At 66.9% G+C, this 19417-nt stretch carries 17 protein-coding genes; 10 read left to right on the forward strand and 7 right to left on the reverse strand.

What is annotated here, in order from left to right; all coding sequences use genetic code 11:
- Positions 1-101: 101 nt before the first annotated feature.
- From ASB57_RS13135 to otsB, 3 genes are all read right to left on the reverse strand, one after another.
- Positions 102-2207 (reverse strand): amylo-alpha-1,6-glucosidase, encoded by a 2106-nt coding sequence (locus tag ASB57_RS13135; protein ID WP_057652639.1) that lies wholly within the window; start codon positions 2205-2207, stop codon positions 102-104.
- Between the two features lie 16 nt (positions 2208-2223).
- Positions 2224-3615: an alpha,alpha-trehalose-phosphate synthase (UDP-forming) gene (gene otsA, locus ASB57_RS13140; RefSeq protein WP_057652640.1), complete on the reverse strand. Its 1392-nt coding sequence runs from the start codon at positions 3613-3615 to the stop codon at positions 2224-2226.
- A gap of 118 nt (positions 3616-3733) precedes the next feature.
- On the reverse strand, positions 3734-4474 hold the full coding sequence (otsB, locus tag ASB57_RS13145) for a trehalose-phosphatase (protein ID WP_082621584.1): 741 nt from the start codon (positions 4472-4474) through the stop codon (positions 3734-3736).
- A 174-nt stretch (positions 4475-4648) separates the two neighbouring features.
- Here otsB and ASB57_RS13150 point away from each other — a divergent pair, with 174 nt between their 5' ends.
- The 5 genes from ASB57_RS13150 to ASB57_RS13170 all read left to right on the forward strand — a co-directional run bounded on the left by ASB57_RS13150 (position 4649) and on the right by ASB57_RS13170 (position 9981).
- The gene (locus tag ASB57_RS13150) at positions 4649-5308 is read left to right on the forward strand and encodes a response regulator (RefSeq protein WP_057652641.1); all 660 of its coding nucleotides are present in this window, start codon (positions 4649-4651) and stop codon (positions 5306-5308) included.
- A complete protein-coding gene (locus ASB57_RS13155; protein WP_057652642.1) occupies positions 5305-6633 on the forward strand; it encodes an ATP-binding protein in 1329 nt (442 codons plus the stop codon). Before ASB57_RS13150 ends, ASB57_RS13155 begins: the two co-directional genes overlap by 4 nt.
- A gap of 76 nt (positions 6634-6709) precedes the next feature.
- The gene (locus tag ASB57_RS13160) at positions 6710-8176 is read left to right on the forward strand and encodes a DegQ family serine endoprotease (RefSeq protein ID WP_057652643.1); all 1467 of its coding nucleotides are present in this window, start codon (positions 6710-6712) and stop codon (positions 8174-8176) included.
- Positions 8177-8391: 215 nt separating this feature from the next.
- The gene (locus tag ASB57_RS13165; RefSeq protein WP_057656120.1) at positions 8392-9069 is read left to right on the forward strand and encodes a peptidoglycan DD-metalloendopeptidase family protein; all 678 of its coding nucleotides are present in this window, start codon (positions 8392-8394) and stop codon (positions 9067-9069) included.
- Between the two features lie 75 nt (positions 9070-9144).
- On the forward strand, positions 9145-9981 hold the full coding sequence (locus ASB57_RS13170) for a hypothetical protein (protein ID WP_057652644.1): 837 nt from the start codon (positions 9145-9147) through the stop codon (positions 9979-9981).
- A gap of 2 nt (positions 9982-9983) precedes the next feature.
- On the opposite strand, the gene ASB57_RS13175 is transcribed toward ASB57_RS13170, so the two are convergent.
- A complete protein-coding gene (locus ASB57_RS13175; RefSeq protein ID WP_057652645.1) occupies positions 9984-10460 on the reverse strand; it encodes a GIY-YIG nuclease family protein in 477 nt (158 codons plus the stop codon).
- Between the two features lie 89 nt (positions 10461-10549).
- Between ASB57_RS13175 and ASB57_RS31590 the strand changes: the two genes are divergently transcribed.
- The 5 genes from ASB57_RS31590 (at position 10550) to ASB57_RS13200 (ending at position 16824) form a co-directional block, all read left to right on the forward strand.
- The gene (locus ASB57_RS31590; protein ID WP_057652646.1) at positions 10550-10741 is read left to right on the forward strand and encodes a hypothetical protein; all 192 of its coding nucleotides are present in this window, start codon (positions 10550-10552) and stop codon (positions 10739-10741) included.
- 293 nt (positions 10742-11034) lie between these two features.
- Positions 11035-11442 (forward strand): Hsp20/alpha crystallin family protein, encoded by a 408-nt coding sequence (locus ASB57_RS13185; RefSeq protein ID WP_057652647.1) that lies wholly within the window; start codon positions 11035-11037, stop codon positions 11440-11442.
- Positions 11439-13886 (forward strand): endopeptidase La, encoded by a 2448-nt coding sequence (lon, locus tag ASB57_RS13190; RefSeq protein WP_057652648.1) that lies wholly within the window; start codon positions 11439-11441, stop codon positions 13884-13886. The genes ASB57_RS13185 and lon overlap by 4 nt, the downstream gene beginning before the upstream one ends.
- A gap of 114 nt (positions 13887-14000) precedes the next feature.
- Complete coding sequence (locus tag ASB57_RS13195) at positions 14001-15266, forward strand: Hsp70 family protein (protein ID WP_057652649.1); 1266 nt, start codon at positions 14001-14003, stop codon at positions 15264-15266.
- Positions 15267-15381: 115 nt separating this feature from the next.
- Positions 15382-16824, forward strand: a complete 1443-nt coding sequence (locus ASB57_RS13200) for a tetratricopeptide repeat protein (protein ID WP_156414152.1) — start codon at positions 15382-15384, stop codon at positions 16822-16824.
- 69 nt (positions 16825-16893) lie between these two features.
- On the opposite strand, the gene ASB57_RS13205 is transcribed toward ASB57_RS13200, so the two are convergent.
- The 3 genes from ASB57_RS13205 to ASB57_RS13215 are packed head-to-tail and all read right to left on the reverse strand — an operon-like array spanning position 16894 to position 19312.
- Positions 16894-17628 (reverse strand): fused MFS/spermidine synthase, encoded by a 735-nt coding sequence (locus tag ASB57_RS13205; RefSeq protein ID WP_057652651.1) that lies wholly within the window; start codon positions 17626-17628, stop codon positions 16894-16896.
- Positions 17625-18386, reverse strand: a complete 762-nt coding sequence (locus tag ASB57_RS13210; protein ID WP_057652652.1) for an ABC transporter permease — start codon at positions 18384-18386, stop codon at positions 17625-17627. The genes ASB57_RS13205 and ASB57_RS13210 overlap by 4 nt, the downstream gene beginning before the upstream one ends.
- Entirely contained in the window at positions 18383-19312 is a 930-nt protein-coding gene (locus tag ASB57_RS13215) for an ABC transporter ATP-binding protein (RefSeq protein ID WP_057652653.1), read from the reverse strand. Before ASB57_RS13215 ends, ASB57_RS13210 begins: the two co-directional genes overlap by 4 nt.
- Between the last annotated feature and the right edge of the window lie 105 nt (positions 19313-19417).

The following is a 19417-nucleotide window of genomic DNA, read 5'->3' on the forward strand; positions in this document are numbered from 1 at the left end:
GTCGAGGTCCGCTACGCGGAAGTCTCCGCTGCGTAGACTACCGCGGTTCAGATGACCGTGGTTCAGCTGACCGGGGTTCAGCTGAATTTACCGCGCTCCGCTTACAAAGGCCCGACGATGCCGCGGCCAGCCGGGGCGGACGGGTCCAGCCAGGAGGCGATGCGCAGGGTTTCGCCCAGGGACCATGCCTGGCAAGGCGCGCCGCCCCAGGCGTGCGGCGCGTCGCCGTCGGCGACTTCGGCGATATGGTCCAGGCCGCCCTCATCCAGCTGCTGCAGCAAGGGCGTCAGAAAACGCCGCCGCGCGTCCTCGCGCACGCCGGGCAGGTCGCCATGCACCCGCAAGCATGCCTGCACGAAGGGGCCCATGAGCCAGGGCCATACCGTGCCCTGGTGATACGCGGCGTCGCGGTGTGCGGGGCTGCCCGCGTACCGGCCGACATAGGCGGGTTCGGTGGGCGCCAGGGTGCGCAAGCCCAGCGGTGTCCACAGATGCAGCTGGACGGTTTCCAAAACATGGCGGGCGGCCATGCCGGTCAAAACGGGGTACGGCAAGCCGCCCACGGCGAAGATCTGATTCGGGCGGATGGCCGCATCGACTTGGCCGGCGACGTGATCCGAGTCGATGACGTCGTACAGGCCACCGCGCGGGCTCGTGAAGCGTGCTTCGAACGTGCGCTGGCCACGGTCCAGACGCGGTTTCAGCCCGTCATCCCATGCCGTCGCGATCCGCAGCGCGTTGAGCCACAAGGCCTGGATTTCCACCGGCTTGCCGATGCGGGGCGTGACTTCGCGGCCGTCCACGCGCGCGTCCATCCACGTCAGTTGCTGGCCGGGCTCGCCGGCGCGCAGCAGCCCGTCGTCATCGACGGCGATACCGTAGCGTGTGCCCTGGATATGGCCCTGCAGGATGGCGTCGACAGCGTCGCGCAACTTGCGCTGACGCGCTGGCGTGACATGGCCGGTCGCCAGATATTCATGGACCGCGACGATGAACCACAGGGACGCGTCGGCGGTGTTGTATTCAGCCGCGCCGCCGTCATCGGGGAAGCGATTGGGCAGCATGCCGGCGGAGACATAGCCGGTCCAGGCGGCCAGCAGATCGCCCGCCTCGGCGACCCGACCCGTTGCCAGCAGCAGACCGCGCATGGCGATGAAGGTGTCTCGGCCCCAGTCCGTGAACCAGGGATACCCCGCCAGCAAGGTGGGACCGCTGTCCCGGGGCACGATGTACGCCGCCGCCGAACGGGCGAGGCGATCCGGAAAAGCGGCACGGCGCGTCTTCTCGGCGGCGAAGATGGCGTCGGCGTCGGCGTCGGCGTCGGCGTCGGCGTCGGCATCGGCATCGGCTGCGGCCATGCCCGAGGCAGCAGCATCGGAGGAGCCTGCCGCACGGTCCGCCAGGCGCCCGTCGGCCTGCGCGCTCAAGATCAACACCGCCGGGCCGGCCGTCAGGTCGAAGGAGAAAACGCCCGGCGTGGCAAGGTCTTCACCATCGTCCAGGCCACGTTCGCGCTCGCGCGCATAGCTGAAGTTGCGGTACCAGTCGGGCTCATGCCGGTAAGCACCGTTGCTGCGCGCCTCGATCGCCGGCAGCTGCGCGTAGGGCTGCCAAACCACGCGCCCTCCATCGGCCACCGCCGTGAAATCGAATGCGGAATTCTCGTGATGCAAAGCGTGATAGTCGCGCCCCGACAGCAGCGGCCTGACACAGAGGCGCCACGCATTGCGCGAGTCACTGCCCACGTCACCGCCCGAGCCACTACCCGCGCCACTGCCCGTTTCGACTCGTGCCGCATCGGGCGCGGCCGCAGCCTCAAGGTCGGCAGCGACCAGAGACCACCGCAGCACCGTCCGCCCGCCCTCGCGCTCAACCAGGCACTCGTGCAGCAGATCATGGTCGTCGTCGACATGCAGCCGCCAGGTCGGCCAGAGCTGCGTGTCGAAGCCCACGCGAGGCGCCGTCGCCGCGGGCACTTCGATATCCGGCAGATAGCGCTGGCTGGTCAGCGGGACGCGGCGGCCGCCACACTCCAGCCATGCCTCCATGCCATTGACCAGGACCACGCGGCCCGCCGGCGGCCGTGTCGCCACCAGCAGCAAGGCGTGATAGCGCCGGGTGCGCGGCCCCAGCACCGTGCCGCTGGCATAACCACCCCGGCCGTCTGGTTCCAGCCACTCGTCGTCCCGCCGCGCTACCGCGTCCATGCCCGCCGTCTCCCGGTCAGGCCGGCGTCCCCGCGCCCTGCAAGTCATGCAGGAACCGGTCACGCCAGTGCGAGAGATTATTGTCGTTCAAGCGGCGCAGCATGTGCTCGTAACGCTCCAGCCGCTCCGGCAGCGACATGACCAGGGCCCGGTGCAGGGTTTCTGCCATGCCGTCGGCGTCGTAGGGATTGACCAGCAAAGCCCCTTCCGCCAATTCCTCGGCGGCCCCGGCAAATTCCGACAGCACCAGCACGCCGGGATCATCCGGCGGCTGCGCCGCCACGTACTCCTTGGCCACCAGATTCATCCCGTCGCGCAGCGGCGTCACATAGCCCACCTGAGACGCGCGAAACAGCGACATCAGCAGCGACCGGTCGTAGGACTTGTTGATGTAGCGCAGCGGCGTCCAGGACAGGTCCGAAAAGCGCCCGTTGATGCGCCCCGCCGCGCTTTCCAGCTGGCGGCGGATATGCCGGTACTGCTCGACGTCCGAGCGCGACGGCGGCGCGATCTGGATGAAGCTGACCTGCCCCCGATGTTCCGCCTTGGTTTCCAGCAGGCGTTCGAACGCGGCAAAGCGTTCGACCAGGCCCTTGCTGTAATCCAGCCGGTCCACGCTCACCATCAGGCGGCGTTGCAGCAGCCCCTGCTTGAGATTGGTGATCTGCTTCGAGCGGCTGTGCTTGAGCGACAGGCTCTGAATCTCTTCGGGATAGATGCCGATGGGGTACGCATCGACCCCGATGCGTTTGCCTTCCAGCTCGATGGCCCGGTCCACCACGCGCGAACCGCCCAGGCGGCGCCTCACGTAGTCCGTAAAAGCGCGGCGATCGCCATCCGACTGGAAACCCAGCTGGTCGTATTCGCACATGGCCTCCACCAGTTCCTGGTGCGGCGGCACGGTGGCCATGACCTGCTCGGCCGGAAAGGGAATATGCAGGAAAAACCCGATGCGATTCTGTATGCCCGCGCGCCGGCAGGCCTGCGCGAAGGGCAGCAGGTGGTAGTCATGAACCCAGATGCGATCGTCCGGCTTGAGCAAGGGCTTGAGCCGCGCCACCAGCCATTCATTGACCTTCTTGTAGCCGGCGTACTCGCGCCGGTCGTAGCTGCTCAGGTCGGGACGGTAGTGGAACACCGGCCACAGCGTGCCGTTGGAGAAGCCACGGTAGTAAAGGTCGTAATCGCTGCGCGACAAGCCCACCGTCGCATAGGTGATGTTGTCGCGCGCTTCCAGATGCACGTCTTCCGGCGCCGTGTCGCCTTCGGTGATTTCGCCACTCCACCCGAACCAGATGCCGCCTGCCTGCTTCAGGGCATCGAACACCCCTACCGCCAGACCACCGGCGGTGGGCTTACCTTCGGCAATCGGGGCGACCCGATTTGAAACCACGATCAATCTGCTCACGGCTGAACTCCTTGTAATGCTGGTCATCGCCGGACACAACGCACGGCGCGTGCCGCATCGGCCGGGATGCCTCGCCAGCCGTCGCGAGGCACCGCAGGCGTTCAGCGGCTGTTCAAGTTCAATAAAGCAAGGCGAGCCAGCCCGCCAGGGCGGCCGGCGTGGGCATGCGCCACTCGGCGCGCGTGTCGCCTTCACCTATCTTGATCGACACGCCGCCCATCTGGCGGGCCATGTCGAAGCCGGCTTCGTCGGTCAGGTCGTCACCCGCGAACAAGGGTAGACGCCCCGCGAACGGCGGAGTTTCCATCAAACGGCTGATGGCCCCTGCCTTGCTGGCGCCGCGCGGCTTGATTTCCAACACCATCTTGCCGGGCTGCAAGACGAACGCGTCGGTATGCGGAAGCAGTACCGCGTTGACGGCCTCGCTGGCCAGGGCCTGCAAGTCGGGCGCATTACGGTAGTGCAGCGCCAGGGACAAGCCTTTGTCTTCCAGCTGCAGGCCGGCATGGGCCTGCACCAGGGGCAGCAGCGCGCGCACCATGGCGCCGACCGCATCGCTGTCGACGGTGAGCTGGGTCTGCCGCCCGTCCGGGCCGCGCACTTGTGCGCCATGCAGGCCGGCCGCGCAATAGACTTGCGGCGCGACCAGGTGGTCGATTTCGCTGATGGGGCGGCCGGAGACGATGGCAAGCGCGCCGCCGCAGGCCTCATGCAATTCTTTCAGCGCCGCGCGGGTCGCGTCAGGCACCATGGCCTGTTCCGGCGAGGCGGCAATCGGCGCCAGCGTTCCATCCATGTCGAACAGGAAGGCGTAGCCGGTGATATTGTTCTTGGTGACCGGTAGGGGTGGGCTCTGCAAAATGAATATGCCACTTGCTGGGTGGACAGGTTTTTTTGGATAAATTGTTATACCGCGTGCCCTCGGAGGGATTACGATTCTGGAAGTTACAAAACGAGAGCAAACCCGGCGGGAGCGCTCGCGGCCAGCCCAAGCCCGCCGTGAGCAAACCCCGCGCGGTATGGGAGTCGTCCTATGCGTGTCCTGCTGATAGAAGACGACAAGATGATAGGCGAGAGCGTGCGGGACGGCCTGCGCGCCGAGGCCTACGCGGTGGACTGGGAAAAGCAGGTCCGCGGCGCCGATCTGGCTTTGCGGACTACGCCATACGATGCCGTCCTGCTCGACCTCGGCCTGCCCGACGGCAACGGCCTGGCCTTGCTGCGCGACCTGCGCGCCCGCAACAACCGCGTGCCGGTCCTGATCGCCACGGCGCGCGATGCCGTGGCGGACCGCATCGCCGGCCTGGATGCTGGCGCCGACGATTATGTGGTCAAACCCTATGACCTGGACGAACTGCTGGCACGGCTGCGCGCCCTGCTGCGGCGTAGCGCGGGCCGGGCCGAACCCATATTCGAGCACGACGGCGTCACCATCGATCCCCGCGATCACACCGCCACGGTCAACGGCGAACCCGTCATGCTGACGGCGCGAGAATGGGCGGTGCTGCAACCCCTGATCGCGCGTCCCGGCATGATCTACTCGCGCGCCCAGCTGGAAGAAAAACTGTACAGCTGGCAGGACGAGATCAGCAGCAACGCGGTCGAAGTCTACATACACGGCCTGCGCAAGAAGCTGGGCCAACGCTTCATCCAGAACGTGCGTGGCGTCGGCTACGTCATCCCCAAGACATGACATTCCCCCTGGGTCATTCCCTGCGCGCGCGCCTGCTGTTCTTCCTGCTGGCGTCCATCCTGATCGCGGCTCTGGTGCAAGGCGTGTTCGCCTATCGCAGCACCCTGCAGCAGACCGACCAGATCTTCGACGCCCAGCTGGTCAGCACGGCGACGTCGCTGACGGCCGGCGACGGCCTGCTCAGCGCCACGCCCATGCCGGCGCCCAGCGCGGCTCCGGCCGATGACCTGATCATCCAGATATGGACGGCCAGCGGCGCGCGCCTGTTCAAATCCCGTACCGGCAAATTGCTGCCGGACCCCGTGGTGCTGGGCTTTTCCGACGTGCGCGTGGATACGTCGACCTACCGCGTCTATGCCGTGGCGTCGCCTTTCCAGGTCACCCAGGTGGCGCAGGACATGAAGGTGCGCCAGGACACCGCGCGCGCCCTCGCCCTGCGCACGGTGGGACCGATCGCCGCCGCCGCGCCCTTGCTGATGCTGGTGGTCTGGTTCGTGGTGGGCGCGTCGCTGCGGCCGCTGCGCCGCACCCGCGCCGAACTGGCGGCGCGCCAGCCCGAAGCCCTGGAGCCGGTGGACGAACAGGGCCTGCCCGATGAAATCCTGCCGCTCGTGCGCGAGCTGAACCTGCTGCTCGACCGCACCCGCCACGCCTTTGCCCTGCAAAAGCGCTTCGTCGGCGACGCCGCCCATGAGCTGCGCTCGCCGCTGGCCGCGCTGCGCCTGCAGTTGCAGGCGCTGGCCCGGCCCGGCGACGAGCAGGCCCATCAGCTGGCGTTGCAACGCCTGGGCAGCGGCATCGAACGGGCCAGCCGCCTGATCGAACAGCTGCTTTCCATGGCGCGCCACGATGTGGCCGTCGACACCCTGCCGGCGCAGCAGGTGGACCTGGGCGACGTGGCCCGCCAGGCCATCGCCGATGTCCTCGCCGAGGCCAATGCGCGCGCCATGGACATCGGCATGGACGGCGCCGCCCACGCCTGGGTGCGCGGCAACAGCGATGCCCTGGCGCTGCTGCTGCGCAACCTGCTGGACAACGCCATCAAGTACACGCCCCCCGGCGGCCGCATCGACATCATCCTTGAACCCGGCCCCGGTACCGGCGGCGCGCGGCTCTTGGTCGACGACAGCGGCCCGGGCGTGCCCGAGGAGGAACGCGAACGGGTGTTCGACCGCTTCTACCGCCTGGCCAATCACGACGAAGTGGGCAGCGGCCTGGGGCTGTCCATCGTGCGGGCCATCGCCGAACGGCACGGCGCCACGGTGCGGCTGGAGCAGGCGCCGGGATTGGGCGGCCTGCGCGTCGAGGTGGTGTTTCCGGCTTGATCTCCGTCTTAAGTTTGGCCTAAGACTGCTGTCGCACCATGGCGCCGTGTTCCCAGAACCCGCTAAAGGATGCGACATGAAAACCAGGACTCTCTACCCCACCCGTCTCGCCTTGGCCTTGCTGGCGGCGGGCGCCATCGGCGGCGCCGGCGCCAGTGCCGTGGTCGGCTCGGCCCATGCGCAAAGCGCGCCGCCGGCAGCCCAGCAACCCGCCAATCCCCAGGCGGCGGTTGGCACCGTCACCCCGCCGAATTTCGCCCAGATCACCCGTCAATACGGCCCCGCGGTGGTCAACATCAGCGTCAGCGGGCTGCGTAAGGTGTCGGCCGCCGACGATGACGACAATCCCCTGGCGCAGTTCTTCGGCGGCCAGTTTCCCGGCATGATGCCCTATGGCCCCAACGCCACCCGCGAGGTTCCCATCCGCGGCGAAGGCTCGGGCTTCATCATCAGCCCGGACGGCGTGATCCTGACCAACGCGCACGTGGTCAAGGACGCCAAGGAAGTCGTCGTCAAGCTGACTGATCGCCGTGAATTCCATGCCAAGGTGCTGGGCGCCGACCCGCAGACCGACGTCGCCGTGATCAAGATCGAGGCCAAGAACCTGCCCGTGGTGCAGGTGGGCGACGTGGGCGCGCTGTCGGTGGGCGACTGGGTGCTGGCCATCGGCTCGCCGTACGGCCTGGAAAACACCGCCACCGCCGGCATCGTCAGCGCCAAGGGCCGGTCATTGCCGGACGACACCTCGGTGCCCTTCATCCAGACCGACGTGGCCGTCAACCCCGGCAACTCGGGCGGCCCGCTGTTCAACGACCGTGGCCAGGTGGTCGGCATCAATTCGCAGATCTACACCCGCACCGGCGGGTTCCAGGGCCTGTCTTTCTCCATTCCCATCGACGTCGCGTACAAGATCAAGGATCAGATCCTGGCGCACGGCAAGGTCGAACACGCCAAGCTGGGCGTGATGGCGCAGGAGGTCAATCAGGACCTGGCCGACTCGTTCAAGCTGGATACGCCCACCGGCGCGCTGATCGCCAATGTGGAAAAAGGCAGCGCCGCGGACAAGGCCGGCGTGAAGACGGGCGACATCATCCGCGCCATCGACGGCCGCGACATCGTCTCGTCGGGCGATCTGTCGTCGGTGATCAACCTGGCCGCGCCCGGGCAGCAGGTCAAGCTGGATATCTGGCGCGACGGCAAGCACGAGACCCTGACCGCCACCCTGGGCGCGCTCGGCAAAGGCGACGCGGTAGCCGGCAACGGCGACCAGGGCGCCACGCACGGCAAGCTGGGCCTGGCACTGCGGCCGCTGACGCCGGATGAACGCGAACAGGCGGATACCGACGGCCTGCTGGTGCAGCAAGCCAGCGGGCCGGCCGCCAAGGCAGGCATCCAGCGCGGCGACGTCATCCTGTCGGTGAACGGCGTGCCGGCGCACAGCGTGCAGCAACTGCGCGACATGCTGACCAAGTCCGGCAAGACGGTGGCCTTGCTGGTCCAGCGCGGCGACGACAAGATCTTCGTGCCCGTGCAAATCGGCTGAGGAAGCGCCGCCCAGCGCATGTGTCGGAATTTCTTGGTACCCTTCGGACTCCCAGGGGCGGCTTGCGCCGCCCCTATGACCCTCAGGAATTCCGACGCATTCCAGTGCCTGTTTTCTCCGCAACCGACCTTCGTCCTTCGTTCTCACGCTGGTTTTCCAGCACGCCGCGCGGCCATGCGCGCCAGCCCTGGGCCGCGCGCCTGGCCGCCGTCGCCATGGTGCTGATGCTGGCCGCCTGCGCTTCTTCGACGGGCCCCGTCGGTCCCGGCTTTTACCGGGTGCAGTCAGGCGACACCCTGACCCAGATCGCGCGCGACCACGGCCGCAGCGTCAGCGAGCTGATGCGTTGGAACAGTCTGTCCAGCGCCAATCGCATCGACAAGGGCCAGGTGTTGCGCGTCGATCCGCCGGGCGGATCGGCCGCCAGCAGCTCGGGTGGCAGCAGCGCGCCTGCCAGGCATTCCAGCAAGAGCAGCGGCTCCAGCACGCCGGCGCCGCCCAAGCTGGCGCCGGGCGCGCCCATCACCGACATCAAGCTGATCTGGCCGGCCCCCGGCACGGTGGCCCGCGGCTTCGACGGCGGCGCATCGCGCGGCGTCAGCATCGTGAACAAGCCCGGCACGCCCATCATCGCGGCGGCCGCCGGCACGGTCGCCTATGCCAGCAACGGGCTGCGCGGCTACGGCAACCTGATCATCGTGCGCCACGGGTCGACCTACCTGACCATCTACGCCCACAACCGCAAGCTGCTGGTCAAGCAAGGCCAGTCGGTCAAACAGGGCCAGACCATCGCCGAAATGGGCGATAGCGACAGCAAGCGCGTCGAACTCTACTTCGAGCTGCGCCGAGGCGGCACCGCCGTCGACCCCACCCGCGCCCTGCCGCCGCGTTGACGTCGGCGGCAAGCGCGGGTCCGGCCGGCCAACATGTGCTATGTTGAGCGGTTTTCCCCGCTCGCCTGCTCTCTGATGGCCCTGGTTCTGGCTCGTTTCGCTTTTGGTTTTTCCCTTACCTGGATCATTGCCGGCGTGCTGCTGCTGGCGACGCTGCTATGCATCCGGCTGGTAGGTATCGCTGTCGTTGCCTTCGTCGATGAACGGCGTGGCAATGTGGCCGGCGCCGCCGTCGTAGCCCTGCTGGTGATCGGCGCGCTGGCGCTGATCTATTTCCTGGGGGACAGGCTGCATGCCGCCCTGGGGGCCTCCATGCTGTCCGACGCCGCCGCCAACTGGGTCGCTGGCGGCAATCATCTTTCCGCCGCCGCGGTGTTCGGCGCCATGAGCGGCATCGCCGCGCTGGCCGCCATCCCCGCCTGGCTGAACCGGCCACGCCTGTCGCCGGAGGAAAAGGCCGCGCGCGCCGAGGCCACCCAAGCCTTGAAGGAAAAGCTGCGGCAGGAACGGGCCAAGGCCAAGGAAAAAGCGGAAAAGGAACATGCCAAGGCAGTGAAGGCCGAAGCCAAGGCGGGCGCCGCCGCGGCCAAGGAAGCCAAGGCGGCCGCCAAAGCGGCGGGCGCCAGCACCGGCAGCAAGCGGGCAAAGGCCGCCGACACGGCCCCGCGCGGACCGCGCCGGGCCGGGCTGGGCTGGACTGCCCTGTTCATGCTGCTATTGGGTGCCGCGATGCTGGCCTTCGCGTTCAGCGTGGCGCCGCTGTCGCCTCCCCGCAATGCCAATGCGGCGTCGATCGGCTATTACCAGACGCTGGCCGAACGGGCCCGGCCGATCTATATCGCGGGCGGCGGCCTGGTGGGCGCAGGCTTGCTGTTGCTGATTCTGTGGCAGGCCTGGCGCCGGCCGGAATAACCTTAGCCGCGGCCCGAGCGGCCCATGATGCGGGGCCGGGCCTCGTTCAGCCAGCGCGACCACGCGCCGGAACGGCGCCCGCATGGCACCCGGTCACCGGACTCCACACCGTCGGTTTCGACACCCAGGCGGCCGGGACTCCACATCGCCGAGGACGGCGGCTCGTCGGTCGATTCGCCGGCGAACGCCATGAAGATTTCCTGGGCGGCGCGCTTCACCAGCTGGATGATCTCCGTCAGCGGGATCTCATAACCATTCTTCGCGCCATCGGGCCGGTAGCCGGCCTCCATCAAAAGCACATGCGCCAGTTGCTCGGTGGCGAAGCCGCGCATCACGGTCTCGCAATGGGCGATCGTGTAGCCCGCCGGAGGCGACTCTTCCTGTCCGCCATCACGTTCCATCGGCGACCGTGCCGAACGAAGCAGCCATGCCTTGCCCGGGCTATCCACTCGGGTCAGAACGTACAGATATTGGGACATGCGCGACTCCTATCCTGAGTACGACCGACCAACTGATAACGATTCTTAATATAATCAGGCGAAACTGACAATAAGAGGAACCGGACCGAATGGCCGCATCGCACAATTTTTGGTTTGTCTGGCGGGTACCTATCCTCCTGGGCCTGCTAACCGTCTTTGGACTGCTGGCCGCCCTGCTGGGCACGGGCGCCTGGCATTGGGCTTCCTGGCTGGCCATGACGCTGCCGCTCGGAGTAGTCGCACTATGCCTGATCCGCCCCTCAAAACGCCAGCGCCCGTAGGATCTACATACGAAGCATTACTTGCGCCTACGAAGAGGGGGAGACTGCCAACAAGTTTGCGCCCATGTCGTAGCAAAATGACGTTTCGTTGATCTAAAGCCCGCTTTATAACGCCCGGAACAGGGCCTTTTCGGAACGCCCTGTTACACCCCTTCCGGGCCTTTTTCCCGCAACGCAGCATCCGGATCCCGGAAACTGGCGGGTACGCCTGATGCTCCTCTCCGCGGCCGCCGCGCTCTTGAAACCAGCCCGGGCGTCGCCATCTACGTCGCATACCAGAGAGGCATGCCATCATGAGATCCCGTGATTTGTCATCCTGGATGTGGGGTGACGCCCTGTCGATGCTGGAGCAGGCCGAACGCCTGCAACGGCAGTTCTTCAAGGCGTGCGCCGCCGACCCGCAACGTTGGGAACCTCCCATCGACGTGATCGAAACCGCGGATGCGGTCATCGTTTACGTCGCCCTCCCGGGCGTTCCTGCAGCGGCGGTCACCGTCGGCTTCGAAGCCGGCGGCATTACGGTTGCCGGCGCACGACGTCTGCCGGCAACGCAAGCCGCCCACATCCATCGCGTCGAAATCCCCTATGGCCGCTTCGAGCGGCGCATCGCCCTGCCCTTGCACTCGCTCGAACCCGAACCGCCGGTCATGGCGGACGGCTGCCTCGTTCTTACCCTCGTCAAGAGAAAGGAAACGCCATGAAGTTCTGGCCCACGATGCAAGTGCGGTCCGGCGACGATGCGCCCCGGACCAGTGGCGGCCCCACGAACGCCGCCGCGCCGGCCGGTAGCGCCCTCAAGCGCCTGCCGCAGGATGCGATCATCCTTGTGCCGCTGCGCGAAGCGGTGTTGTTCCCCGGCGTCCTTTCACCGGTGACGCTGCGCCGGCAGGCGACCGTGGCGGCGGTGCAGGAAGCCGTCAAGAGCGAATTGCCGCTCGGTTTTCTCCTGCAGCGCGATCCCAAGAAAGACGACGTCGGTCCCGACGATCTCTATTGGGTCGGCACGCAAGGCCCGGTGGTGCGCTACATCACCGGCCAGGACGATACCCACCACGTCGTGGTGCAGGGCGAGTCGCGTTTCCGCGTGCTTGAATTCCTTGAAGGCTGGCCCTTCATGGTGGCGCGCGTCGCCCTCATCGAGCAGGAAGAGCCCAAGACCCAGGGTATCGAAGCGCGCGCCTTGCAGTTGAAGGAGCAGGCGGTCGAAGCCATCAAGCTGCTGCCGCACGTGCCGGACGAGCTGACCACGGTGGTGGAAGCCATCGAGTCGCCCGCCGTGCTGGCCGACATGGTCGCCAACCTGGTGGACGTGAAGGTCGAGGAAAAACAGGACATCCTAGAAACCTTCGATCTGTCGCGCCGCCTGGACAAGGTCATCGACCTGCTGGCCGCGCGCGTCCAGGTGCTCAAGCTGTCCCGCGAGATCGGTGAAAAGACCAAGGCGCAATTCGACGAACGCCAGCGCGAACATGTGCTGCGCGAACAGCTGCGCCAGATCCAGAAGGAGCTGGGCGAAGGCGACGACACCGCCGCCGAAGTCGAAGAGCTGAAGACGGCGATCGACAAGGCCGGCATGCCGGAAGACGTGTTGAAGCACGCCACCAAGGAGTTCAAGCGCCTGCAGCGCATGAGCGAAGGCGGCGGCGAATACGCCATGCTGCGCACCTATCTGGAATGGCTGACGGAATTGCCGTGGCAGCGGACGCCGCAAGCGCCGATCGACATCGCTGAAGCCCGCCGCGTGCTGGACAACGATCACTTCGGCCTGGACAAGATCAAGCGCCGCATCCTGGAATACCTGGCCGTGCGCAAGCTCAACCCCACGGGCAAGAGCCCGGTGTTGTGCTTCTCCGGACCACCGGGGGTGGGCAAGACTTCGCTGGGGCAGTCCATCGCGCGCGCCACGGGACGCGAGTTCCAGCGCGTGGCCCTGGGCGGCGTGCATGACGAAGCAGAGATCCGTGGCCACCGGCGCACCTATCTGGGCGCGCTGCCGGGCAACATCATCCAGGCGATGCGCCGCGCCGGCACGAATAACGTCGTGCTGATGCTCGACGAGATCGACAAGCTGGGCGCCGGCGGTTTCCATGGCGATCCGGGCAGCGCGCTGCTGGAGGTGCTGGATCCCGAACAGAACAACAAGTTCCGCGACAACTACCTTGGCGTGGACTTCGATCTGTCGCGGGTCATGTTCATCTGCACGGCCAACGTGCTGGACACCATCCCCGGCCCCTTGCGCGACCGCATGGAGATCATCCAGCTGCCGGGCTATACCGAGGAAGAGAAGATCCAGATCGCCCGCCGTTATCTGGTGCAGCGCCAGCTGGAATCCAACGGGCTGCAAGCGGACCAGGCCGTCATTACCGACGCGGCCCTGGCCACCATCGTGGGCGATTACACCCGCGAGGCCGGCGTGCGCAGCCTGGAACGGGAGTTGGGTGCCGTGTTGCGCCACGCCGCCATGCAGATCGCGGAGGGCACGACACCGCCCATCACAATAGACGTGGCCGACCTGGCGGAGTCCCTGGGGCCGCGCCGCTTCGAGAACGAAGTGAAGCTGCGCACCAGCGTGCCGGGTGTGGCCACGGGCCTGGCCTGGACGCCGGTGGGTGGCGACATCCTCTTCATCGAGGCCAGCAAGGTGCCGGGCGGGGGCCGCCTGATCCTCACCGGGCAGTTGGGTGACGTGATGAAGGAATCGGCGCAGGCCGCGCTGACCCTGGCCAAGACGTGGAGCGGCGACGCGATGGACAAGATCGACGTCCACGTCCACGTGCCGGCCGGCGCCACGCCCAAGGACGGTCCCAGCGCGGGGGTGGCGATGTTCGTCGCCTTGGCTTCCCTGCTCAAGGGGCGGCCGGTGCGGTCGGACGTCGCCATGACCGGCGAAGTCAGCCTGCGCGGGCTGGTGCTGCCCATCGGCGGCGTGAAGGAAAAGACGCTGGCGGCGTTACGCGCCGGCATCAGCACCGTCATGCTGCCGCGGCGCAATGAGAAGGATCTGGAAGACGTGCCCAAGGAAGCGCGCGAAAAGCTCAAGTTCGTGCTGCTGGACAACGTCGAGGATGCCTTGAAGTACGCGCTGGAGGAATACCCGGTGGTGCCTAGCGCCGCGGCGGGAGTGAGCGAGGCGGCCGTCGCCTGATAGGCTACATCTGTTAGGCCGTACAATGGGGGGCCGGCACTGCGCCGGTCCCCCATTCCTTTTCCGAATCCGTACCCGCGTCACCCGCGCGCGGGGCGCGGCGCATTACTCTTCATGACTGCATCCTCTCCCGCGACTGCCTGCGGTGTCGACTTCGGCACTTCCAACTCCACCGTCGGCTGGCTCCGCCCCGGCCAGCATTCGCTTCTGATGCTGGAAGACGGCCGCCCCACCCTGCCGTCGGCGATCTTCTTCCATGACGAAGACGAGACCGTCAGCTATGGCCGCGGCGCCCTCACGGACTACCTGGCCGGTTACGAAGGGCGGCTGATGCGTGCCATGAAGAATCTGCTGGGCAGCCCGCTGATCGACGGCCACACGGAAATCCGTGGCCGCGGCGTGCCGTTCCGGGTGCTGCTGACGCGCTTCATCCAGCAGCTGCGCGAACGCGCGCAACAGACCGCGGGCCGCGAGTTCACGTCCGTCGTCATGGGCCGCCCCGCCTTCTTCGTCGACGACGATCCCGCGGCCGACAAGCTGGCCCAGGATACCTTGGGTGAAATCGCCGCGGCCGTCGGCTTCAAGCACGTCGAATTCCAGTTCGAACCGCTGGCGGCGGCATTCGACTACGAGTCGGCGCTGGACCACGAGGAACTGGTGCTGGTGGTCGACATCGGCGGGGGTACCTCCGACTTCTCGCTGATCCGCCTGGGTCCGGACCGCGCGCAGGCGCTGGACCGGCGCGCCGACATCCTGGCGCACGGCGGCGTCCACGTCGGCGGTGGCGACTTCGACCGGCAGCTGAACCTGAAGACCGCCATGCCCCTGCTGGGCCTGGGCAGCCAGTTGCGCAGCGGCAAGGACGTGCCGTCCACCGTGTTCGGCAACCTGGCTTCATGGCACACCATCAACTTCGTCTATGCGCCCAAGGCGCGCGAGCAACTGGCCTACATCCGCGCCAACGCCGCCGAACGCGACAAGATCGACCTGCTGTTCCGCCTGATCGAGCAACGCGAAGGCCATTGGCTGGCCCTGCAGATCGAAGAGGCCAAGATCGCCCTGTCCGAGGCGCCTGAAACGCGCCTGGTCCTGGACCGGATCAAGGCCGACCTGGACCTGACGGTCGACCGCCCGGTGCTGGACACCGCCACGGCGCCCCTGATCGCCCGCATCGAAACCACCGTCGCGGCGCTGCTGCGGGACGCCGGCGCGGCCGCCAGCAAGGTCGATACGGTGTTCTTCACCGGCGGTTCGAGCCGCCTGCCGCTGCTGCGCGAACGCGTGGCGGCCCTGCTGCCGGACGCCCGCGCGGTGGAAGGCGACCTGTTCGGCAGCATCGGCGCCGGCCTGGCCCTGGACGCGGCGCGCCGCTTCGGCTGAGACAGGTACTATTCAGGCCCGCGCCGCTACATTGCGGCGGCACCGGCCGCCATGCCTGGGGGCCGCCGGCCCGCCATCACGTACCGGCCCTCTCTCTATCACCGCCGCCCGCCGCATGTCCGCCACGCCTGATTCCCATATCGCCCCCGCCCCATCCATGACCGGGGAGGAATGGCTGGCCCTGGGCCGTCTTCTGCAGGACACGGGCCGCCATGCCGAGGCCGTTCCCGCCCTGCAACAGGCCGCCTCGCGCCTGCCGCTCAACGCGGACGTCTACCTGGCCCTGGTCGTTTCCCTGGATGCCACCGAACAGAAGGCCGATGCCGCCTCGGCCCGCCTGGGCGCCGACGCCATCGCGCGCCGCCGCGCCAGCGACATCTTCGACATCGGGCGCGTCTACGCCAAGCACAAGCAATGGGAAGCGGCCGCGCACTGGCTGGAAAAAGCCCTGCTGATCGAACCCGGCCTGGCCCCGGCCCACATCTGCCTGGCCTGGGCCCTGCGTCAGATGGGCCGGCGCGAGCAGGCGGGACAGATCGATCCGCGCCGGCGCCGCTTGTACCTGAACTATCGGCATCAGCCCGCGTTCAGCGCCGCCAAGGCGACCCGCCGCCGCAGCGTACTGATCATGTGCTCAAGCCAGGTCGCCAACCTGCCCTTCGGCCATCTGCTGCCGCCCGCCCATAACCGCACCTTCAAGTGGGTGATGGACGAGGGCGAGGCAGGCATGCTGCGGGGGCGCTCCAAGCGCTTGCCGCCCTACGACGTCATTTTCAACGTGATCTCGGATGCCGACCGCGGCGCGTCCTGCCGCGAGGCGCAGGCGCGCTTCATGGCGGCCGATCATGGGCCGATACTGAACCCGCCCGAACGCATCGACCGCACCTACCGCGAATACACGGGGGCGCTGCTGGCAGGGGTGCCGGACATTCTGGTGCCCACCACGATGCGCTGGGACCGCCAGTCCAATCCGGCCTTCGTCATCCACGCCGCGCTCGAGCGGGGCGGTGTCGGTTACCCCGCCCTGGTGCGCCCGGTCGGGGAACATGGCGGCGACGGCATCGTGCTGCTGGCATCGCGCTCGGATCCCACCGATCCGCCGACCCAGGGCGAGATGTACCTGACCCGGTATCACGAATACCGTTCGCCCGATGGCTACTTCCGCAAGTACCGCGTGATCTTCATCGACCGGGTGCCCTATCCGTATCACCTGGCCATCGGCAGCCAATGGCTGCTGCATTATTTCTCGGCCGACATGCTTTCCGACCAGTGGAAGCTGGACGAGGAACGGCGCTTCCTGGACGATCCCGCGCAGGCGCTGGGCGCCAAGGCCTGGGCCGCGCTGCATGCCATCGCGCAGCGCATGGACCTGGACTATTGCGGTATCGATTTCTCGCTGCTGCCGGATGGGCGGGTGCTGGTGTTCGAGACCAACGCCAGCATGCTGGTGCATCCCGAGGCCGAGCAGGACAGGCTGCGCTTCAAGAACGTGTACATCGATCGTATTTTCGACGCCTTCGACGCGTTGCTGGCGCGGCACGCGGCATCGGCGCAGTAACGGCTTGGCCGCGGCCCCGGGTCACGGCCCCGGTCGCGGGCCACGCCCCTTCGCGCGCCGGCCGCTACATCAACGCAGCGCCATGGTCGCGGCGATCATGCGGAAGGTCGGCATGAGCTGGCGCCAGGCTTCCTTGGCCAGCGTGTCCGGCCGCAGGATGGCATCGGCGCGCAGCCTGGCGCCCAGGTCGGCGGCGCTGGCGTAGACGATGCTGTTGGCGAGGTCCTCGTCGGCCACTTCCAGCAGCCCCGATGGAAACAGTGCCATCAGGTCATGCAGGCACGGCGCATAGTCCGCCGCCTGCCGGTGCAGATTGGCGACCAGCACGCCCCGGTGCCGCAGGCAGCGCCGGCAATCCTCGAAGAACTCACGGCCGCGCAAACGCGCCGGCAGGCCGTTGTCGTCGTAGCCATCCAGCAGCAGCACGTCAGCGGTCTGCGGGTGCGCCTTGACGTAGTCGGCGCCGTCGCCCTGCACCACGGTCAGACGCGCATCGTCCGGGGGCACCCTGAATTCGTCCCGCAGGGCGATGACGCGGGGATCGATCTCCACCACGGTCACCCGGGCGCGCGGCAGGTAGCGGTGGCAGAACTTGGCCAGCGAACCGCCGCCCAGGCCGATCTGCACGATATGGACGGGTTCCGGCTCGAACAGCAGGAAGCCCATCATCAGGCGGGTGTATTCCAGGTCCAGCGCGTCGGGCTGCCGCAGCGACATGCGGCTTTGCACCGCCCCGCCCGGCCGCAGCCGCAGGGTCAACGCTTCCGCATCGCGCCCGAGGGCCGGCTCCCGGTCCGCGCTCATGCCTTCAACCGGTAGCCAGTTTTGAAGATCCAGTGCACCGCGGTCAGGCACAGGAGCAGGAACACCAGGGTCATGCCCACGCTGATGCCCACCGTCACATCGGACACGCCGTAGAAGCTCCAGCGGAACCCGCTGATCAGGTAGACCACCGGATTGAACAGGGTGACGGTGCGCCAGAACGGCGGCAGCATATTGATCGAATAGAAGCTGCCGCCCAGGAAGGTCAGCGGCGTGATGATCATCAGCGGAATCACCTGCAGCTTTTCAAAGCCGTCGGCCCAGATCCCGATGATGAAACCGAACAGGCTGAACGTGATGCAGGTCAGCAGCAGGAAGCTCACCATCCACACCGGATGGGCCACCTCGAAAGGCACGAACAGCCGCGCCGTCACCAGCATGATGGTGCCCAGGATCACCGACTTGCTCGCCGCCGCTCCCACGTAGCCCACCACGATCTCCACGTAGGAAATCGGCGCTGAGTGGATCTCGTAGATGGTCCCGCTGAAGCGCGGCATATAGATGCCGAAAGACGCATTGGAGATGCTCTGCGTCAGCAATGCCAGCATCACCATGCCCGGCACGATGTAGGCGCCGTAGCTGACGCCGTCGATGTCGACCATGTGCGAACCGATGGCCGACCCGAACACGATGAAATACAAAGAGGTGGAAATGACCGGCGACGCGACGCTCTGCATGAGCGTGCGCCACATGCGGGCCATTTCAAACAGATAGATGGCGCGGATGGCGTATACGTTCATGATTCGTGGACCAGGCTGACGAAGATATCTTCCAGGGAGCTTTCCGACGTGCGGATATCGGAGAACACCACCCCCGCCTCGGCCAGCTGCCGCAGCAGCGTGGCGATGTCGGCGCCGCTCTCCTGGTTGTCGTAGGTGTAGACGATTTGCTGGCCGTCCTCGGCCAGCGCCACGTCGTGCCCCGCCAGTGCGTCCAGCGGGGGCAGCGCGGCGAGGGGCTGCTTCAGCGAAAGGGTCAGCTGGCGCTTGCCCAGCTTGCGCAGCAGCGCGGCGGTCTGTTCCACCAGGATGATGCGGCCCTTGCGGATGACGCCGATGCGGTCGGCCATCTCCTGCGCTTCTTCGATGTAGTGCGTGGTCAGGATCACCGTGACCCCACGCTCGCGCAGGCGTCGCACCATGTCCCACATGCCGCGGCGCAGCTCCACGTCGACGCCGGCTGTCGGTTCGTCCAGGAACAGGATATCCGGCTCATGCGACAGCGCCTTGGCGATCATCACACGGCGCTTCATGCCGCCCGACAGGGTCATGATGCGCGACGCGCGTTTGTCCCAGAGCGACAGGTCGCGCAGCACCTGCTCGACATAGGCGGGATTGGCCGGCTTGCCGAACAGGCCGCGGCTGAAGGTGACGGTGTTCCAGACGCTTTCGAAGGCGTCGGTGTTCAGTTCCTGCGGTACCAGCCCGATCTTGGCGCGCGCCGCCCGGAAGTCGGTACGGATGTCGTGGCCGTCGGCCAGCACGGTGCCGCTGCTGGCGTTGACGATGCCGCAGATGATGCTGATGAGGGTGGTCTTGCCGGCGCCGTTGGGGCCCAGCAGAGCAAATATTTCGCCACGTCGAATTTCCAGGTCGATGCCTTGCAGCGCCTGGAAACCCGACGCGTAGGTTTTGGATAAACCTTGGATCGAGATGACGCTATCCACACATGCCTCATGATAGGTAAGGATCCGGGGATTCTACCTGCCGCATATGTGACGACGGCGACCCTGGGTGGTAATTACTGTTTCCGGCTACGCCGAACAATAGAA

This window comes from Bordetella sp. N (assembly GCF_001433395.1).
In the GTDB taxonomy this organism is placed as follows: Bacteria; Pseudomonadota; Gammaproteobacteria; order Burkholderiales; family Burkholderiaceae_B; genus Bordetella_C.